General features: G+C 68.0%; 16 protein-coding genes. 6 read left to right on the top strand and 10 right to left on the bottom strand.

Annotation, left to right across the window (positions count from 1 at the left end; genetic code table 11):
• Positions 1 to 155: 155 nt before the first annotated feature.
• Together QZ951_RS02980 and QZ951_RS02985 are read right to left on the bottom strand one after the other, a co-directional pair.
• Positions 156 to 1,487, bottom strand: a complete 1,332-nt coding sequence (locus QZ951_RS02980; RefSeq protein ID WP_292998399.1) for a hypothetical protein — start codon at positions 1,485 to 1,487, stop codon at positions 156 to 158.
• A 193-nt stretch (positions 1,488 to 1,680) separates the two neighbouring features.
• Positions 1,681 to 3,528, bottom strand: coding sequence for a M14 family metallopeptidase (locus tag QZ951_RS02985; protein ID WP_292998401.1), 1,848 nt, complete (start codon positions 3,526 to 3,528; stop codon positions 1,681 to 1,683).
• 270 nt (positions 3,529 to 3,798) lie between these two features.
• On the opposite strand from QZ951_RS02985, the gene QZ951_RS02990 reads away from it, so the two are divergent.
• On the top strand, positions 3,799 to 4,461 hold the full coding sequence (locus QZ951_RS02990) for a hypothetical protein (protein WP_292998403.1): 663 nt from the start codon (positions 3,799 to 3,801) through the stop codon (positions 4,459 to 4,461).
• A gap of 124 nt (positions 4,462 to 4,585) precedes the next feature.
• Here QZ951_RS02990 and QZ951_RS02995 read toward each other — a convergent pair whose 3' ends face one another.
• Together QZ951_RS02995 and QZ951_RS03000 are read right to left on the bottom strand one after the other, a co-directional pair.
• Entirely contained in the window at positions 4,586 to 6,730 is a 2,145-nt protein-coding gene (locus QZ951_RS02995) for a 3-hydroxyacyl-CoA dehydrogenase NAD-binding domain-containing protein (RefSeq protein WP_292998405.1), read from the bottom strand.
• Positions 6,731 to 6,849: 119 nt separating this feature from the next.
• Positions 6,850 to 8,055, bottom strand: coding sequence for an acetyl-CoA C-acetyltransferase (locus QZ951_RS03000; protein ID WP_292998407.1), 1,206 nt, complete (start codon positions 8,053 to 8,055; stop codon positions 6,850 to 6,852).
• Positions 8,056 to 8,359: 304 nt separating this feature from the next.
• Between QZ951_RS03000 and QZ951_RS03005 the strand changes: the two genes are divergently transcribed.
• Positions 8,360 to 9,007: a TetR/AcrR family transcriptional regulator gene (locus tag QZ951_RS03005; protein WP_292998409.1), complete on the top strand. Its 648-nt coding sequence runs from the start codon at positions 8,360 to 8,362 to the stop codon at positions 9,005 to 9,007.
• Between the two features lie 48 nt (positions 9,008 to 9,055).
• On the opposite strand, the gene QZ951_RS03010 is transcribed toward QZ951_RS03005, so the two are convergent.
• From QZ951_RS03010 to QZ951_RS03025, 4 genes are all read right to left on the bottom strand, one after another.
• A complete protein-coding gene (locus tag QZ951_RS03010) occupies positions 9,056 to 9,475 on the bottom strand; it encodes a VOC family protein (protein WP_292998411.1) in 420 nt (139 codons plus the stop codon).
• A 90-nt stretch (positions 9,476 to 9,565) separates the two neighbouring features.
• The gene (locus QZ951_RS03015) at positions 9,566 to 10,483 is read right to left on the bottom strand and encodes an alpha/beta fold hydrolase (protein WP_292998413.1); all 918 of its coding nucleotides are present in this window, start codon (positions 10,481 to 10,483) and stop codon (positions 9,566 to 9,568) included.
• Positions 10,484 to 10,523: 40 nt separating this feature from the next.
• Positions 10,524 to 11,183, bottom strand: a complete 660-nt coding sequence (locus QZ951_RS03020; RefSeq protein WP_292998415.1) for a LysE family transporter — start codon at positions 11,181 to 11,183, stop codon at positions 10,524 to 10,526.
• 34 nt (positions 11,184 to 11,217) lie between these two features.
• On the bottom strand, positions 11,218 to 11,994 hold the full coding sequence (locus tag QZ951_RS03025) for a glutathione S-transferase N-terminal domain-containing protein (RefSeq protein WP_292998417.1): 777 nt from the start codon (positions 11,992 to 11,994) through the stop codon (positions 11,218 to 11,220).
• Between the two features lie 180 nt (positions 11,995 to 12,174).
• On the opposite strand from QZ951_RS03025, the gene QZ951_RS03030 reads away from it, so the two are divergent.
• The 4 genes from QZ951_RS03030 (at position 12,175) to QZ951_RS03045 (ending at position 15,857) form a co-directional block, all read left to right on the top strand.
• Positions 12,175 to 12,771: an RNA polymerase sigma factor gene (locus tag QZ951_RS03030; RefSeq protein WP_366943789.1), complete on the top strand. Its 597-nt coding sequence runs from the start codon at positions 12,175 to 12,177 to the stop codon at positions 12,769 to 12,771.
• On the top strand, positions 12,768 to 13,622 hold the full coding sequence (locus QZ951_RS03035) for a hypothetical protein (protein WP_292998421.1): 855 nt from the start codon (positions 12,768 to 12,770) through the stop codon (positions 13,620 to 13,622). Before QZ951_RS03030 ends, QZ951_RS03035 begins: the two co-directional genes overlap by 4 nt.
• Before the next feature lie 22 nt (positions 13,623 to 13,644).
• The gene (locus tag QZ951_RS03040) at positions 13,645 to 14,865 is read left to right on the top strand and encodes a DUF4097 family beta strand repeat-containing protein (protein WP_292998423.1); all 1,221 of its coding nucleotides are present in this window, start codon (positions 13,645 to 13,647) and stop codon (positions 14,863 to 14,865) included.
• Between the two features lie 62 nt (positions 14,866 to 14,927).
• Positions 14,928 to 15,857 carry a 5'-nucleotidase gene (locus QZ951_RS03045; protein WP_292998425.1) on the top strand — a complete coding sequence of 310 codons (930 nt, stop codon included), beginning with the start codon at positions 14,928 to 14,930 and terminating at the stop codon, positions 15,855 to 15,857.
• Between the two features lie 16 nt (positions 15,858 to 15,873).
• On the opposite strand, the gene purH is transcribed toward QZ951_RS03045, so the two are convergent.
• Both purH and QZ951_RS03055 read right to left on the bottom strand, forming a co-directional pair.
• Positions 15,874 to 17,436 (bottom strand): bifunctional phosphoribosylaminoimidazolecarboxamide formyltransferase/IMP cyclohydrolase, encoded by a 1,563-nt coding sequence (purH, locus tag QZ951_RS03050; protein ID WP_292998427.1) that lies wholly within the window; start codon positions 17,434 to 17,436, stop codon positions 15,874 to 15,876.
• Between the two features lie 64 nt (positions 17,437 to 17,500).
• The gene (locus QZ951_RS03055; protein ID WP_292998429.1) at positions 17,501 to 17,824 is read right to left on the bottom strand and encodes a helix-turn-helix domain-containing protein; all 324 of its coding nucleotides are present in this window, start codon (positions 17,822 to 17,824) and stop codon (positions 17,501 to 17,503) included.
• Between the last annotated feature and the right edge of the window lie 119 nt (positions 17,825 to 17,943).

Here is a 17,943-nt window from a genome sequence, read left to right on the forward strand (position 1 = left end):
GCCTAAAAGACAGTTCGCCCGATTCGGGTCGCGCGCAAAAAAATGCCGGACCGTCGCCAGTCCGGCAGCGGGACCTGCGTCCCGATCTGAGCCTCGGTCAGCCGTGGCTATGCGCCGGATCGGCCGCTCTTCTTGGTGTTCGAGGCGGAATCGGCTCAGCGCGCCTGGCAGGCGGCGAGGATGGCGGCGCTGCCGCTGCCGGCCACGGCATCGAAGGTGGCGGCGTCGCAGTAGCTGACTTCCGGCGCGTAGCGGCCGAGGGTCTGGCTGACCGGCGCATCCGGGTTGGCCACCGCCAGCGCATAGTTGCCTTCGAAATCCGGCCGCGACAGCAGCTGCCGCAGCACGATCAGTTCGCTGCGCGTCGGTCCCCATTCGAGCCAGTTGACCTTGTAGGCCGCGGTGGCACGGCTGGGACGATTGGCGGCCGGCGAGATCACGAACAGGTCGAAGCCATCGTCCTGCGTCACGATCTCGCGATCGGCCAGACAATGCACGACGGCCGAGCTGCCGAGCTCGTAGTGGCACAGCGACCAGTAGCGCGTTTCCTCGGCCCCGGTGATCGCCGGCGGCAGCAGTGGCGTCTTCATCCGCCGGGAGCGGATCACCACGACCTGGCCGTGGGTCAGCGAGCTGGCCGCGCGCAGGTAGTTGGCGTCACCGTTCGGATACAGCACCGAGTCCTGCGTCTGCGAAATCGGCACGAACTGGATGTTGCGGCCGGGAAAGACCGCCGGATTGATCGTGCGGGTGGTGGTCGATGCGGTGCGGATGCGCTCGCACTGCGCCTGATCCGGCGTGTTGTCGAAATCGACTTCGCCGCCATCGGGGCCGGAATAGATGATTCGCGGCAGCGGCGTGTTGCCGAGGAAATCGGTATCCGGGTTCGGCAGGTAGATGCGGTAGACCACCTGCTTGGCCACGCGTGTCGGGCTGATCCGGTTCGATGGCGCGCCCACGTACAGCGTGTTCGGCGCGCGATCCTCGGGCCGCGCCGGCGGTGCTTCGTAGCGCAGGCGAACGGTGTAGCGGCCGCCGTAGCGGCCATCCTGCGGCAAGGCGGCGATGTTGGCGCCGCTGGTGGCGCCATCGAGCGCGATCAGTCGGCCATCGGCCAGCGCATCGATGTAGTTGCCGGCGCGGGCGCCGTCGTACGACTGCAGCGAGAAATAGCGAACCTGGGCGTAGCTGCCTTCGATGCGGATCGACGCACCGTCAGGCAGCGACAGCGGGATCTGGGCGATCGCGTACGAGGCGTTGGAATCCAGAAATCCGGTGTTGCGCTCCTGCGCCGTGTTCGTCTGGTACGGGCAGCCGACTCGCAGCGCGCCGGGCGACGTCGGATTGAGGTCGCCGAGCTGGGCCAGCCGCGGGAATGCCGGCGGATTCGGCCGCAGCTGCGCCTGTGCGGGCAGGCTCCAGATCGGGCCGGTCAAGGTCAGGACGAGGGGCAGCAGGGATCGTCGCAGCAGGCAGCGCAAGGGCATGGCGGGTTTCCGAAGGCAGGGCAGAGAGATGAGGCGGTTCGTTCGAATTCGGGCGGCCGTCGGTGCTGTCGAACCCGCGCGATGCGCGGCGGGGTCCGGACCGTGCAACGGATACGGGACATGCCGTGATTCCGTTGCGCTTCGCCCGTCAGCGGCGTGCCTGCGCCGACGAACGGCGAACGGTCTGCGGCGGTCAGGGCGACTCGGCTGAGCGATAGACCGGCAGCAGGTTCAAACGTTCATCCCAGGCCGGATGCCGGCGATAGAAGAAATCGAGCCGCGCGGCCGGGCTGGCGGCGAACGCCGCGTCGTCCTTCAGTCGCTGCTCGAACGCGGCCTTCAGCGCCGGATCGGCTGCCAGCTGCTCGCGCGCGACGGCTTCGGCGACGTAGGGCTCCATGTATTCCTTCTGTTCGAACGCCGTCGCGAAGCGGCCCCACGCCGCCAGTGAGTCCGGTGCCGCGGGTTCCAGCAGATCGATCACCAGCCGGGCCAGCGGCTGGGCGATCGGCACGAACAGCGAGCCGGCGGGCAGGGCGCGCCGCTCGGCCTTCCATGCGCCGGTCACGGTGAATCGGGTGTGGCCTTCGAAGGTGTCCCGGCTGCGGGTGACCGTGTCGGCGCGAAAGGTTTCCAGCGCGGCATCCGGCCGGGCCGTGGCCAGCCGGGTGTAGCGAATGCCGTGCGCGCGCAGGGTCGCGGCGACCGTCTCGGCCCAGCCTGCCGGAATCCAGTAGCCGCCGCGCGGGGCTTCGACGAAGACGCTGGGGCGCACGTCGTCGCGCAGCGGCACGGTCCAGACTTCCGGCCGGGTTTCGTCGTAGCGGGTGACCATGCCGCCCGACACGTCCGACGGCGTCCGGGTGTAGGCGTAACCGCGGAACGCGATCATCCGCGCCTGCTCGCTCGCTTCCCAGCCGATCGGCACGCGGGTGCCGCCGAGCTGCGCGGCGCGGGCGTCGGCGCGGCGGGCCTCGTCGAGCCAGTCCTGGCCGTGATCGGCGGCCTGCTCGACCAGCGACACGATGGTGTTGCGCGTCGCCCGGACCCGCGCGGGGTAGTCCTTCCACGAATGGGTCTCGACCAGGATGCCGAGGCGGTTGCGTTCCGCGATGTAGGCCTGCGAGAAGCGCGGCGGCGCCACGCCATCCTCGAAACCGGAAGCCGGATCGTCCTCGCTGACGAACGAGGGATAGAACGGCAGCGGCAGCGAGCCGGCGCGCGTCAGCGCGGCGATGCTGTCGGCGCGCAGCTGCCGGCCGAAGCGCTGCAGCGCCGTGTCACCGGCGTTGACCGGCTCGACGTTGAACGAGATGTCGTGCTCGAACTGCGCCCCGTCGGTGACGTGCAGATCGGCATACAGGATCGGGTCCCAGCGATTGATCAGCCGCAGCATCGCCTGCATTTCCGGCGCATCAGCCTTCATGTAGTCGCGGTTCAGGTTCAGGTTGCTCGCGGTCACGCGCCAGCCGCTCTCGGCCGGTCCGCGCTGGTTCGGCCGGTTCCAGGCCTTGAACCGCTCGTGGCCGTCGACGTTGAACACCGGCACGAACAGCAGCACGACCTTGTCGAGCGCACCGCTTGCCGCGCTGCCGTCGAGCAGTTCGCGCAGGGCGAGGAAGCCGGCGTCCTTGCCGTCGATCTCTCCGGCATGGATGCCGCCCTGGATCAGCACCACCGGCAGCCGACGCCGTGTGGCGTCGGCGGCGCTTCGCGCGCCGCTGCGAGTCGCGACCAGCAGCTTCATCGGCCGGCCTTCCGGCGTGATGCCGAAATCCTCGCAGCGCACGGCGGCCGGGTAGGCCTTCGCGAAGTCGCGGCACAGGGTGATCACTTCGTCGTAGCGCCCGGTCTGCTGATAGCCGGAGCGTTCGGCGACGGTCGACAGGCGCGGCGTCACCGCCTGCGCGACCGGCGTCTGCCCGACCGCCAGGGCCAGGGCCAGCGCCCAGGTGAACGCGGCGCGCGGCCGCAGTCGCGTGCGGCCGAGGCAACGGAGCAGACGGCCGCCGACGCGGCGGACGGTGATTTCAGGATGCATGGATTTTCCTTTTCCGATCGCGATTCCGGACAGCGATCAAGTTGAATGGAATCGATTGCCGAGACTGAGCCAGATCATGCGTGGACGCCGGACGCAGTGATAAATTCGTTGCGCTGCAACAAGGATCGTAGCGCGCCCGTCCCTGACACGGCATAGCCACTTCATGAATCCTGCTGATGTTGCTGCACCCCCGGAGCCTCGCCTCCGTCCTGCACGTTCTGCCCGGGCGTCGGCTCGATGGACCCGCCTCCGGTGACGATACGGCCCCGCTTGTCCGTCATCGTCTCCGCCGGCTGCAGCGACTGGGTGCCGGCCGGCCTGCTGGCCCAGCTGTGCAGCCTGCCGCTGGATGTCGAAATCGTGCTGGCCCATGCCCGCAAGCGCGCGCTGCAGACGCCGCCCGGCTGGCCCCCCGAACGCAGCCTGCGCCAGTGCGCGGCGGAACCGGAACTGGCGGCCCAGATGAATGCCGGCGCCCGCATTGCTGGCGGCGAGTGGCTGTGGTTCCTGCCGGCCGACACCCGGCTGACGGCATCGGCCGTCGCTGCCGCGTATCGGCTGATCGGCCGGCGCGAGCCGGTGCTGGGCTGGTTCGATCTGCAGTACATCGGCAGCCATTCGCCGATGTTGCCGTTGCTGGCCAGCGCCGCCAACCTGTGGGCGCGGCTCACCCGGCGGCCCCCGCTGCCGCAGGGCTACTGCCTGCCGGCAGCGCAGTTCGAGGCGCTGGGCGCGTTTCCGGAGCAGCCGTTCACCGCCCTGCACAAGAGCTTCATCCGCGCCGCACGCGCGACCGGGCTCGCCGTGCGTCGGACCGGCGGCGTGCTGCAGACCAGTGCCGTGCCGCTGCGCCCGTGGCTCGGCGCAAAGACGCGGTTGACGGCACCGGTTCGCAGCGCGGCTCGGCGGTCGGACGATCCACCGCTTCAGTGACTCGCGACGTGGTCCGGCATCGGGGCCACGCGCGGCTCGAGCCGGGGCCATGAAAAAAGGCGCGACGGTCGATGACCGTCGCGCCTCTGGCTTCAGCACCCAAGCCCGGATGCCGGGCTGAGCGTTACTCGAAGCGCTTGCCTTCCGCCGCCATCTTCACCAGCAGCGCCGCCGGCTTGAAGCGCGGGCCGTACTTGGAGGCCAGCACTTCGGCACGGGCCACGAACTTGGCCACGCCGTAGGCGTTGATGAACTGCAGCGCGCCGCCCTGATGCGGTGCGAAGCCCCAGCCGAAGATCGAGCCGATGTTGGTATCGGCCACGGTCATGACGACGTTCTCTTCGAAGCAGCGGGCCGCTTCGTTGGCCTGCGCGAACATCATCCGGTCGATCATCTCCTGCTGGCTGAGCTGCTCGGTCGCCAGCGGGAACGCCTGGGCCAGACCCGGCCACAGCTTCTTCTCGCCCTTGGTGCCGGCTTCCGGATAGTCGTAGAAACCCTTGCCGGCCTTCTTGCCCGGGCGATCCAGCTCCTTGACCATCTTCAGCACGACCGGCTCGCTGGCCGACGGCACGTAGGTCTTGCCTTCTTCGGCGTAGTCCTTCTTCGTCTGCTCCATGACGTGCAGCGACAGGCTCATCGACACCTCGTCCTGCAGCGCCAGCGGGCCGACCGGCATGCCGGCCTTCAGGCCCGCCATCTCGATCGAGCGCGGATGCTGGCCTTCCGCCAGCAGCGCCAGACCTTCGTTGACGTAGGTCGCGAACGAGCGGCTGGTATAGAAGCCGCGCGAATCGTTGACCACGATCGGCGTCTTCTTGATCTGCTGGACGTAGTCGAAGCCCTTGGCCAGCGTTTCCTTGCTGGTCTTCTCGCCCATGATGATCTCGACCAGCGGCATCTTGTCGACCGGCGAGAAGAAGTGCAGGCCGATGAAGTGCTCGGCCTTCGAGTGCGCCTTGGCCAGACCGGTGATCGGCAGGGTCGAGGTGTTCGACGCGAACACGACGTCGGCGCCGACGACCGCTTCGGTCTTCTTCGTCACATCGGCCTTGATCGCACGATCCTCGAACACCGCTTCGATCACCAGATCACAGCCGGCGAGGTCGGCGTAGTCGGTCGTCGCCTTGATCCGGTCGAGGAACACGCCCTTGCCGGCCGGCGTTTCGCGGCCCTTCTTGATCGCCTTGTCGAGCAGGCCGGCCGAATAGGCCTTGCCGCGCTCGGCGGCTTCGAGTGTGGAGTCGAGCAGCACGCACTCGATGCCGACCTTGGCCGACACGTAGGCGATGCCGGCACCCATCATGCCGGCGCCGAGAATGCCGAGCTTGGTGACCTTGGACTTCGCGATGCCTTCCGGACGCGACTTGCCCTTGTTGATCGAGTTCAGCTGGAACCACAGCGTGCCGATCATGTTCTTCGAAACCTGGCTGACCACCAGGTTCGCGAAGTAGCGCGATTCGATGCGGCAGCCGGATTCGAAGTCGACAATGCCGCCTTCGTAGACGCAGCTCATGATGTTGGTGACCGCCGGGTAGTTGCCCTGCGACTTCGCGGTCGCCATCGACGGCGCGATCGCCAGCATCTGCACGACGGCCGGATGGCGCGAGTCACCGCCCGGCCACTTGAACTTCTTGTCGTCCCACGGCTGCACCGGCTTCGGGTTGGCGAGGCACCAGCTCTTGGCCTTGGCCAGCAGGTCGGCGCTGTCGCTGGCGAGTTCGTTGATGATGCCCTGCTGCTTCGCGGCTTCGGCGTTCAGCTCCTTGCCTTCGAGCATCAAGGGCAGCGATGCCTGGATGCCGATCATGCGCGGCAGGCGCTGCGTGCCGCCGCCGCCCGGCAGCAGGCCGAGCTTGACTTCCGGCAGGCCGAACTTGGCCTTCGGATCGGCGATCGCGACGCGGTAGTGCGTGGCCAGCGCCATTTCCAGGCCGCCGCCGAGCGCGGTGCCGTTGAGGGCCGCGACGACCGGGCGGCCGAGCAGTTCCATCCGGCGCAGGATCTTCTTGAACGCCTCGGCGGCGTCGTACGCCAGCTTCGGATCGGTCATCAGGAACACGCCGTCGATGTCGGCGCCGGCGAGGAATTCCTTCTTGCCGGAGGTCACGATCAGGCCCTTGATGCCGGCATCGGCTTCAACCTTCGCGATGGCATCGGCGAACGGACCCATCAGGGCGTCGCTCAGCACGTTCATCGGCCGGTCGGCCAGGTTCATCGTCAGGGTGGCGATGCCGTCGGCATCGACCGTCAGTTGGACTGCACTCATTTGTTCTTCTCGTAAGGCGTGAGGGGTGAGGCGTGAGGCGAAAAAGCGGGAAAGCAGGGCGGTGGCTGTTGCCGGTTACGCCTCACGCCTCTCCCCTGTCGCCTCACGAAAGCGAAGCGTCACACTCGTTCGATGACCGTGGCGATGCCCATGCCGGCGCCGACGCACAGGCTGGCCAGACCGAACTGCTTGTCCTGGCGCTCCATTTCGTCGAGCAGGGTGGCGAGGATGATGCAGCCGGTGGCGCCCAGCGGATGGCCCATGGCGATCGAGCCGCCGTTGACGTTGACCCGGTCCATGTCGATGTCGAGCGCGCGTACCGCCTTCATCACCACCGAGGCGAACGCTTCGTTGATCTCGAACAGATCGATGTCCTTCGCGGTCAGGCCGGCCTTCTTCAGCGCCTTCTGCGCGGCCGGCGCGATGCCGGTCAGCATGATCGTCGGCTCCGAGCCGATCACCGCCACCGAGCGGATCTTGGCGCGCGGCTTCAGGCCCATCGACGCACCCTTCTCGCCGGAGCCGATCAGCATCAGCGCGGCACCGTCGACGATGCCGGACGAGTTGCCGGCGTGGTGCACGTGGTTGATCTTCTCGATCGTCGTGTACTTGCGCAGCGCCGTCGCGTCGAAGCCCATCAGGCCCATCTGCTCGAAGCTCGCCTTCAGTTCGCCGAGCTTTTCGACGGTGGTCGAGCCGCGCACGGTCTCGTCGTGATCCAGCACGACCATGCCGTTGAGGTCGCGCACCGGCACCACGGTCTTGGCGAAGCGGCCGTCGGCCCAGGCCTTGGCGGCCTTCTGCTGCGAACGCACGGCGAAGGCGTCGACATCGTGGCGGCTGAAGCCTTCGAGCGAGGCGATCAGGTCGGCACCGATGCCCTGCGGCGCGAAGCCGAGCTGCTCGTTGATGCGCGGGTCCATCGCCCAGGCGCCGCCGTCCGAGCCCATCGGCCAGCGCGACATGCTTTCCACGCCGCCGGCGACGACCAGATCTTCCTGGCCGGACTGCACCTTCATCGCCGCGAGGTTCACCGATTCCAGACCCGAGGCGCAGAAGCGGCTCTGGGTCACGCCCGGCACGTTCTGGGCCCAGCCGGCATACAGCACCGCGGTGCGGGCGATGTCCGCGCCCTGCTCGCCGACCGGCGTCACGCAGCCGATGACGACGTCATCGACCTGCGAGGTGTCGAGGCTGTTGCGCGTCTCGAGGGCGTTGAACAGGTTGCCGAGCAGATGCACCGGCGTCACCTCGTGCAGGCTGCCGTCCTTCTTGCCCTTGCCGCGCGGGGTGCGCACGGCATCGAAAATATAGGCTTCGTTCATCAGGGTAATCTCTTGTGTTGGCCTTGCGATGGCGGTGTCTGAAGGAGGCTGCTTGATCGCTGTGCTGGCGCTGTCAGCACACCAGTTGCAGCGATCGGTAATCTTGCTTACAGTTTGCCCGGCTGGCGGCAGGATTACCGTTCAAGTCCGCGAAAACCCGCGAAACGCTTGAATTGACGGCAAGTCCGGTCTGCCAAACGCGACGAGAATAATTATTGCGCTGCACTGCGTCAAACCGGGACCGGTGTTTCGGAGTGCCGCAAAGGCAATGACGTAACCGCTGTTACCTCACGGGATCACGACGATGGGTTTGAAAGCTGGAATCGGGACCGCCGAATCACCTCGGGATGCCGGCCTTACCGCCGATCGCACCGCGCTGGATCCGGACACGCGCGCACGGATCGAGCAGGCCGTGCTCGACATCTTCTCGGAGCGGGAATTCCACCGGGTGGGCCTGATCGAAGTCGCCCGCGGAGCCAATGTCAGCCTGCAGACAATCTACAAGTACTACGGCAGCAAAGAAGCCCTCCTTTTTTCCTGCCTCGATGCCTGGCTGGGGCGGCTCGCGGCGCGGATGATCGATCACCTGCAGGGCATCGAGGACTTCAAGGAGAAGTTCCGGAAGGTGTTCTGGGTCACGCTCGATTTCTTCGAGAAGAACCCGAAGGTGGCGCAGCTGATCATGTCGTCGGTGTACGTCAACACCTGGCGCAAGCAGGACAACTACCAGAACCCGCTGCTGTTCAGCACCTTCATCCGCGTGCTCGGCGAAGGCCGCGCCAAGGGCGTGCTGAACGACGCCGTCGACGAGAAGATCCTGCTCGACTACATCTTCGGGATCATTGCCCGGCTGGTGCAGATGTACATCCACCGCGGCCAGAAGGAGCCGCTGACGCAGCAGGCGAACGTGCTGTTCGACATGCTGTGGCGCGCGATCGCTAAGCCGGTCTGATCCGGCCCGAGGCGGCGGGCGACGCGCGAACGGTTCAGGCCCAGCGGTTCAGGTCCAGGGATCGTACGAACCGAAGTGCCAGACATGGCCTTCGGGATCGCGGCACGAGAACGCCCGGCCGCCGTAGTGCACGTCCTGCAGGGCCAGGGTGATCACGGCACCGGCGGCCACGGCGCGGTCATGCGCGGCGTCGACGTTCTCGACATAGACGCACACAGCCTGCGTGCCGATGCCGCCGGCGGCGCGCACGCTCTGCATCATCCCCGGGTGGTTCAAGATTTCCGCCGAGCCCAGCATCACCATGCCGTTGCCGAAAGTCAGTTGCGCATGGGCGATGGTGTTCGGCGCATCGCCCGGCACCACCAGATGCGGTGCGAAGCCGAAGGCCCGTTCGAGCCAGGCGATGGCGGCCGGGGCGTCGTGATACAGCAGCGACGGGGTCAGGGTCGGATACGGGCGGGCAGCCATGGCGCAGTCCTCGTCGGCGTGTTCCGGCGAGGATAGCGCCGACGCGCATCGGATTCGACCGCGCCGGTCGCCGGCAGCGCCGTCTATGCGTCAGGCCGGCTTCAGCGTGCTGACGAAGAACGCGGTCTGGTCGCGCACCACGTCATTGAAGGTCGGCGGCACGTAGATGTCGAAGTGGCCGACCGGATAGCGCTTGACCGTGACCTTGTCCGGCGCGCGCTTCGCCGCCGCTTCCATCGCCGACGGTGGCACCACGACATCGCCGGTGGCGATGCAGAACAGCGCCGGGCACGGCAGCTTCGGCGTCGACAGGCCCGGCCGGTACGTGGCCAGGGTCAGCGCCCAGCTCGTGGTGATCCGGTTCTGCCAGTCCGGTGGCGTGATCCGGCTGTAGCCGCTGAGCGAATCCGCCGTGGTCAGCACGCCGGGGGCACCCGGCGCGGCGATCACCGGCAGGGTCACGCGGCCGCGCCCGAGCGTGGCGGACGCCAGATCGCGCAGGCCGCTCGCGGTCAGCTTCAGCACCGGCACCGGCCCCAGTTCGCGCAGCAGATGGAACAGCGACGCGAGGCCATCCATCAGCGCGCCCTGCGAGCTGACCGCGGCGATCCGGCCATCGGCCACCGCCGCGGCCACCGAATGGGCGCCGGAGAACGAACTGCCCCAGGTCGCGATGCGATCCGGATCGATGCCCGGCAGGCGGCGGGCGTGGGCGATGGCCGCCGCCCAGTCCTGCAGCTGGCGCGAGACCGACACCCACTGCCGGGGCTGGCCATCGCTGTTGCCGAAGCCGCGGTAGTCGAACACCAGCACGGCGAGACCGGCTTCGGCGAAGTGCCGCGCGAACGGTTCGAGCCCGGCCGCGCGCGTGCCGCCGAGGCCATGGGCCATGACGATGCACGGCAGGCCGCGGTCGTTGGCCAATGCCGTGTCGGACGGCCGGAAGTGCCCGGCGCGCAGCGTGGTGCCGTGGCTCGGGAACTCGATTTCAGTCAGCGTGATCGTCATCGGCGGGGTTCCGGTTCTGTTGCGGAAATGAAGGCCTGCGCTACAGCAGGGATTGAGCAACCGACCACAGCATGCCGCCGCCGAGCGCGATCAGGATCGCGCCCATCGCGCGGTCGATCCAGTGGGCGCTGCGCAGCAGCCGCGTGCGGATGCGCGGATGCCCAAGCGTCCACGCGACGAAGCTGAACCACAGGCCGGTGGTGACGATCATCCACGCGCCGAGGCCGAGCTTCAGCGCCGTCGGCGTGCTGCCGGTGATCACGGCCGAGCACAGGGCGACGAAGAACAGCATCGCCTTGACGTTCAGCAGATTGGTGAACAGGCCGATCGAGAAATCGCGGGCGGCGGCCTTGCCCGGCTCGGCCATCGGCGGCGGTGCGTCGGGATCGGCCGGCTGTGCCCGGATCGCGCCCCAGCCGATCCACAGCAACAGGCTGCCGCCGATCAGCTTCAGCACCGTCAGCAGCGGCGGAAAGGCCTCGATCGCCCAGCCGAGTCCGAACATGCCGTAGGCGACGTGGAAGGTGATGCCGCAGGCAATGCCGAGGGCCGTGCGCACGCCGGCCGCGCGGCCGTGGGCGAGCGTCTGGCGCGTGACGATCGCCAGATCCGGCCCCGGGCTCATCACCGCGAGCGCGTGGGTCGTGGCGATGGTCACGAACAGCGAGACCGGCGTTGCGGCCAGTGTCAGCGCGGTCATCGCCGGGCCTGATCGACGGGAAGCGAACCCATGCTCACGCCGCGTAGGTGCGATCGAGATAGGCCAGGATCTCGGCCGATTCGAACATCGCGACACCGGTGTTGGCATCGATCAGGTACGGCACCTGCACCCGGCCTTCGCGTTCGAGCAGGCGCAGGCGGTTGCGGCCTTCGACCGGCAGATCCGGGAAATACTTCGTGCGGATCCACGGCGGGCCGATGTCTTCCCAGCGGGCCTTGGCCGTGTTGCGCAGGATGTACGGCAGCTCCAGCTCGCTCAGCCGTTCCCGGACGAGGCGCGAATACGGGCTCGACTCGAAGCTGAACAGTTCCAGCGGCTGCGCCGGCGCCTTCGACGGCGCTGCCTTGGCACCGCGCAGGCTCGGCACGGCGCGGAAGGTCGTGGTCAGGAACGAGGCGGCGACGGCACCGCTGCGGCGCAGTCCGCGCGGCGCGCGAATCTGGCCCCCGTAGGTTTCGGCGACGTAATCGACGATGTCGGCCGATTCGTACAGCTGCCGCCCCGTGTTCGGATCGACCAGGAATGGAAACATCGCCTTTCCGCCCAGCGCCTTCGCTTCCGGCCGGAAGCGGGTGCCGCCCTGCGGGCACGGCAGGATCAGGACATCGAGGTCCATCTCGGTCAGCGCCTCGCGCACGAAGCGGCAATACGGGCTGGCCTCGAACTCGTACAGCTTCAGCAGCTGGTCCGGCTGCCGCGTGGTCGGACGGAACGACAGGCTGCCGCGCCAGCCGCGGGCGCTGGAGGCAAAAATCGACGCGGCAACTTTCAGCTGATGGACGACGGACATAACGATCCCTGGGTGAAGGCGGAAACACCGGTGCGGCGCCGGCGCGATGAGCGGTGCGCCGGCCCGGAACAGCGGCCGTATTATCGGGATTGCGCGGCGGTTGCGCGCGGGACCGCTTCAAACCCCCGGTGGTTCCCGCGCATCACAAGGCCGATGACTACCGCAATCCTCAATCTGACGATGGAAGCCGCCGTGACGGTTACCGCGCCCCTGCCGCAAGCCGAGCCCGAGGATCACGCGCTGGTGCGGCTCGCCGCGGCCGGTGACGCTGCCGCGTTCGAACGCCTGTACCGGGCCAATGTCGATCGCGTCTACGGCCTGTGCCTGCGCCTGTGCCACGGCGATTCCGCGCGCGCCGAGCAGTCGACGCAGGACGCCTTCGTGCGCGCCTGGGAGAAGCTCGGCAGCTTCCGCGGCGAAAGCCGTTTCAGCACCTGGATGCATCGGCTGACGGTCAACGTCGTGCTCGGCGAGCACCGCCTGCTGAAGCGCTGGGTGACGTTCGAGGACGATGTCCAGCCGCAGGCCGGCGACGGCTCCGACGGCAGCGACGGCCTCGATCCGGTGGAACCGGTGCGTCAGGAAGACATCGGCACGCGCATCGATCTCGAACGGGCGCTGGCCAAGCTGCCGAAGGGCGCCCGCACGGTGCTGATGCTGCACGATGTCGAGGGGTATCAGCACGATGAGATCAGCGCGCTGACCGGCATCGCGGTCGGCACCTCGAAAGCCCAGCTGTTCCGTGCCCGGCGCCTGCTGCAGGCGATGCTGTCATGAGCGCCCACGATTCCCGCGGCGCCGACGGCGCCTCGCCGGCTGTGCCGGTGTCGACCGCCACCGCGCTGTCCGCGCTGCGGCAGGATGCAACGCCGAGCCGCGACCTGTGGCCGGAGATTTCAGCGCGGATCACGGCCCGCATCGCTGCGCCGGTCGAGCGGGTCGATGCCGCCGATCAGGCCGATGCCGGCGCGATCGAACTGCCGGCAGCGCTTGGCGCGGCCCTGCGCGAGCTGCAGCAGCCGGTCCGTGCCGAGCGCGATCTGTGGGCCGGCATTTCCGCCCGCCTGAGCGATCCGGCCGCGACCGATGCGATCGAACTGCCGCCGGTGCTGGCGCAGGCACTGCGCGGGCAACGGCAGGATCACGCGCCGCCCCGCGACCTCTGGCAAGGCATCGAGCAGCGCATCCAGCGCCGCCGGGATCGCCGGATCCGCGCGCCGTGGATTTCGGCTGCCGCGCTCGCTGCCTCGCTGGTGCTCGGGCTGAGCCTGATGCTGCGGCAGGCGCCGGTCGTGCTGCCAGCGCCGGATGCCGCAGGCACCACCGCTGCCGGCACGGCGTCGGCACGCGCACCGCTGCGGCCATCGCCGGAAGTGCTGGCGGCGACGCTGGCCAATGGCAGCAGCGACCGCGACGGCCAGGGTGAACTGCGCCGCGCCGCCTATCGTCCGATGTCGTCGGAAACCCGTGCGCTGATGCGCGCGAACTTGAAGATCGTCAAGAACGCCGAAACCCAGCTGAAGCGTGCGCTGGCGGACGATCCCGACGATGCCGCCTATCTCGAAAGCCTGCTCGATGCCGCCCGCGAGCAGAAGGGCGAGCTGCACGCCGCGCTCGAACAGCCTTGATGCATCCGGAGTCCTGAACGCCATGAACCTTGAATCCCTCCGCGCGCCCTGGTTGCGCCGCAGCCTGCCGGCGCTGTTCCTCGGCACCGCCGTGTTTGCCGCGTCGGCCGATGTCAGCGAGCGCCCCGCGCCGCCGGCCGCCCGGGCACCGCTGGCGCCGATTGCGCCGATTGCGCCCGTGGCACCGCCGGCACCGATCGGGCCGCTGGCGTCGGAACTGGCCGGGCTGGGTCCGCACGAATTCGGCCATCTGATGGACAGCCTGCGCAGCCTCGAATCGCTGTCGTCGCTGCGCGAACTGGAACGGCTGTCCGAGCTGACCACGATGATCGATGTCGAAGGCATCGAGGAAGCGATGCAGTCGGCCATGGGCGACGCCGATGTCACCATCAGCCGCTTCGCGCTGAATCATGGTGGCGACGCCAGTGGCCCGGAGATCAACGAGACCCGTCCGCTGAAGTCGAACGGCCGGGTCAGCGTCAACAACGTTTCCGGCATCGTGCAGGTCGCGGTCTGGGACCGGAACGAGGTCAGCATCGGCGGCCGCCTGGGCACCGCGCAGGACCGGCTGGAAATCGCCGGCGACAGCAACGAGTTGAACGTGCTGGTGCGCCTGCCGCGCGGCAGCCGCAGCGGCAGCGACACCGTGCTGGAACTGCGCGTGCCGATGAACGCCCGGGTCGAGCTTGAAACGGTCAGCGCCGATGTCGTGGTCAGCGGCACCAAGGGCCCGGTCAAGGTCAACACCGTCAGCGGCGACATCGCGCTGAGCCTCGCCTCCAGCGAAGTGGCGGTGCAGACCGTCAGCGGCGACCTGAAGCTGAAGGCCCCGTCGGCGCGCAGCACGCGCGTCAACAGCATCAGCGGCGACGTGCGGCTGGAAGGCATGAGCGGCGCGCTGTCGCTGGAAACGGTATCGGGCAGCGTCGATCTGCAGCGCGGCGGGCGGTTCTCGGAAATCCGGCTGAAGTCGATCAGCGGCGACATGAATCTCGATGTCGGCCTGACCGAGGATGCGAAGGTCAGCGGCCAGACCTTGTCCGGCGAGATCACGATGATCGTGCCGCAGGCCCAGACCGGCACCGCGCTGCTGAAGAGCTTCAGCGGCGATGCCCACTGCGAGGGTGCCAAGACCGTCGAGAATCACGGCGGCAAGAAGCGTCAGTACGTGTGGGGCGATGGTCATGGCGCGCAGATCGAGCTGTCGAGCTTCAGCGGCGACATCCGCGTCGAGCGCAAGTAAGGCCGTCGGGCGGGGCTGATCGGCTACGATCGCGGCGGTGCCCGACCGCCGCTCGCCTGCCGATGCCCTACGACCTGTCATCCCGTCTCGTCATCGGGCTTGCGTCCAGCGCGCTGTTCGAGCTGAGCGAATCCGACCGCGTGTTCCGCGAGGCGGGCGAGGCGGTCTATCGCCAGCATCAGCTGGATCACCGCGCCGACATCCTGAAGCCCGGGGTCGCGTTCCCGTTCATCAAGCGTCTGCTGTCGCTCAACGCGTTGCGGCCGGGCGATCCGCTGGTCGAAGTGATCCTGCTGTCGAAGAACGATCCGGACACCGGCCTGCGGGTGATGGATTCGATCGCCGCACATGGCCTCGCGATCAGCCGCGCCGTGTTCCTGCAGGGGCGTTCGCCGCATCGCTACATCGAGCCGCTGCGCATCAGCCTGTTCCTGTCGGCCGACGAGGCCGACGTGCGCGATGCCAACGCGGCCGGCCACGCCGCCGGGCAGGTGCTGCAGTCGAGCTTCGTCGACGCGGCCGATGACGACGAACTGCGGATCGCGTTCGATTTCGACGGTGTGCTGGCCGACGACCAGTCGGAAGCCGTGTTCCAGCGCGATGGCCTCGCCAGCTTCCACGACCATGAGCGGCGCCACGCCGCCACGCCGGTGAACCCCGGGCCGCTGGCGCCGTTCCTGCGCAAGCTGCGCCAGATCCAGGCGCTGGAGGAACAGCAGGCGCTCGCCGATCGCGACTACCTGCGCAAGCTGCGGGTCTCGATCGTCACCGCGCGCGATGCGCCGTCACACGAGCGCGTGATCACGACGATGCGCGACTGGGGCGTGACCGTGAACGAAGCCTTTTTCCTCGGCGGCATTGAGAAGCGCGCGGTGCTGTCGGTGCTGAAGCCGCATATCTTCTTCGACGATCAGCAGCACCACCTGACACCGGCCGCTGCCGATCTGCCGTGCGTGCACATCCCGTTCGGGATGCTGAACCGGCCGCGCTGACGGCGGCCGCCGGCCTTTAGTGCCGGAAGTGGCGCACGCCGGTGAACACCATCGCCATGCCGGCGTCGTCGGCGGCGGCAATGACCTCGCTGTCGCGCATCGAGCCGCCCGGCTGGATCACCGCGACGATGCCGGCCTTGGCGGCAGCATCGATGCCGTCGCGGAACGGGAAGAAGGCGTCGCTGGCCATCACCGAGCCTTCGACCACGAGCTGCTCGTCGGCCGCCTTGATGCCGGCGATTTTCGCCGAGTACACCCGGCTCATCTGGCCGGCGCCGACGCCGATGGTCTGGCGATTCTTCGCGTAGACGATGGCGTTGGACTTCACGAACTTGGCGACCTTCCACGCGAAGATCAGGTCATGCATCTCGGCTTCCGTCGGCGCGCGCTTCGTCACGACCTTCAGCTCGGCCTCGGTGATCATGCGGTGGTCGGCGGTCTGGATCAGCAGGCCGGAGCCGACGCGCTTGGTGTCGTGCGTGTTGCGGCCGCTGCCTTCCGGAATCTCGAGCACGCGGACATTGGTCTTGGCCTTCAGCACCTCGAGCGCATCCGGCGTGTAGCCGTAGGCCAGCAGCACTTCGACGAACTGGCGGCCGACGATGCTCGCCGCGGTCGCGCCATCGACCACGCGGTTGAACGCGATGATGCCGCCGAAGGCCGAGGTCGGGTCGGTCTGGTACGCCAGCGCGTAGGCCTGGGCGATGCCGTCGAGGCTGACCGCGACGCCGCAGGGATTCGCGTGCTTGACGATGACGCAGGCCGGCTTGACGAAGCTGCGCACGCATTCCCACGCGGCATCGGCATCGGCGATGTTGTTGTACGACAGCTCCTTGCCCTGCAGCTGGCGGAACGTCGCGAGCGTGCCCGGCGCCGGCCGCAGGTCGCGGTAGAACGCGGCCTGCTGATGCGGGTTCTCGCCGTAGCGCAGGTCCATCACCTTCTCGAAGCAGCCGTTCGACTGCGCCGGAAACTCCGAGCGGCTGCCGTCCGGCTGGATTGCCGACAGATAGCTGCTGATCGCTGCGTCGTACGCGGCCACGCCATTGAATGCGGTCACCGCCAGCTTGAAGCGGGTGGCGCGGGTGATGCCGCCTTCGCGATCGAGTTCGGCCAGCAGCTCGGCGTACTGCGCGGCCTGCGTGACGACGGCGACATCGGCGTGGTTCTTCGCTGCCGAGCGCAGCATCGCCGGGCCGCCGATGTCGATGTTCTCGATCGCCTCGTCGAACGTGTGGTCGGGCTTGGCGACGGTCGCTTCGAACGGGTAGAGGTTCAGCACCAGGATGTCGATCGGCGCGATGCCATGCTCGGCCATCACCGCATCATCGAGCCCGCGCCGGCCGAGCAAGCCGCCGTGGATCTTCGGGTGCAGGGTCTTGACCCGGCCGTCCATCATTTCCGGGAAGCCGGTGTGGGCCGAGACTTCGGTCACGGTCACGCCCTTGTCGCGCAGCAGCTTGAAGGTGCCGCCGGTCGATAGCAGTTCGATGCCGCGCGCTGCAAGGGCTTGCGCCAGTTCGACGATGCCGGACTTGTCGGAGACGGACAGCAGGGCACGGCGCGGAATCAGCAGCATTGCGGAAGAACCTTCGAGAGCGAAGCGGCCGCGGAGGCCGCGGGGAAAATCGGCGCGGCCGGCGTCAGCGCGCGCTGATGTTGTACTGCATGAGCTTCTTGCGCAGCGTGGCGCGGTTCAGGCCCAACAGCTCGGCGGCGCGCGACTGGTTGCCTTCGCAGTAATCGAGGGTCGCGCGCAGCAGCGGCGGTTCCACCTGTTCGAGCACAGTGTCGTACAGATTCAGCGTTTTCGGCGCGTGGCCGTTCAGCGTCTTGAAGTATTCGTCCATGCACTCGGCCACCGAGTGACACAGCGGCTTCGGCGCCGGCTGCGCGAGTGCGATCACCGGGTCGGAAGCGGCTTCGGACACGACCTGCTCGGCGGCGGGAGTATTTTTGAAGGACATGGCGCTCGGCCGACGAACGATGTCATCGTTCGTTCACAAAGGGGACGCGGATGATACCGGCTGCCTTTTCGCCTCGGTAGTCCCGGCAGCGCATCCAATGGTGTCGCAGCGCACGTCGA

It is taken from the genome of Nevskia sp., from assembly GCF_021732705.1.
GTDB lineage: Bacteria > Pseudomonadota > Gammaproteobacteria > Nevskiales > Nevskiaceae > Nevskia.

Bases quoted from the DNA above. Each gene is read 5' to 3' on its own strand.
- QZ951_RS03035 (WP_292998421.1), top strand. From the start codon at position 12,768: ATGAGCGCCCACGATTCCCGCGGCGCCGACGGCGCCTCGCCGGCTGTG.
- QZ951_RS03005 (WP_292998409.1), top strand. From the start codon at position 8,360: ATGGGTTTGAAAGCTGGAATCGGGACCGCCGAATCACCTCGGGATGCC.
- QZ951_RS03015 (WP_292998413.1), bottom strand. From the start codon at position 10,483: ATGACGATCACGCTGACTGAAATCGAGTTCCCGAGCCACGGCACCACG.
- QZ951_RS02980 (WP_292998399.1), bottom strand. From the start codon at position 1,487: ATGCCCTTGCGCTGCCTGCTGCGACGATCCCTGCTGCCCCTCGTCCTG.
- QZ951_RS03040 (WP_292998423.1), top strand. From the start codon at position 13,645: ATGAACCTTGAATCCCTCCGCGCGCCCTGGTTGCGCCGCAGCCTGCCG.
- QZ951_RS03020 (WP_292998415.1), bottom strand. From the start codon at position 11,183: ATGACCGCGCTGACACTGGCCGCAACGCCGGTCTCGCTGTTCGTGACC.
- QZ951_RS03055 (WP_292998429.1), bottom strand. From the start codon at position 17,824: ATGTCCTTCAAAAATACTCCCGCCGCCGAGCAGGTCGTGTCCGAAGCC.
- QZ951_RS03000 (WP_292998407.1), bottom strand. From the start codon at position 8,055: ATGAACGAAGCCTATATTTTCGATGCCGTGCGCACCCCGCGCGGCAAG.
- QZ951_RS02985 (WP_292998401.1), bottom strand. From the start codon at position 3,528: ATGCATCCTGAAATCACCGTCCGCCGCGTCGGCGGCCGTCTGCTCCGT.
- QZ951_RS03025 (WP_292998417.1), bottom strand. From the start codon at position 11,994: ATGTCCGTCGTCCATCAGCTGAAAGTTGCCGCGTCGATTTTTGCCTCC.
- QZ951_RS03010 (WP_292998411.1), bottom strand. From the start codon at position 9,475: ATGGCTGCCCGCCCGTATCCGACCCTGACCCCGTCGCTGCTGTATCAC.
- QZ951_RS03030 (WP_366943789.1), top strand. From the start codon at position 12,175: ATGGAAGCCGCCGTGACGGTTACCGCGCCCCTGCCGCAAGCCGAGCCC.
- purH (WP_292998427.1), bottom strand. From the start codon at position 17,436: ATGCTGCTGATTCCGCGCCGTGCCCTGCTGTCCGTCTCCGACAAGTCC.
- QZ951_RS03045 (WP_292998425.1), top strand. From the start codon at position 14,928: ATGCCCTACGACCTGTCATCCCGTCTCGTCATCGGGCTTGCGTCCAGC.
- QZ951_RS02995 (WP_292998405.1), bottom strand. From the start codon at position 6,730: ATGAGTGCAGTCCAACTGACGGTCGATGCCGACGGCATCGCCACCCTG.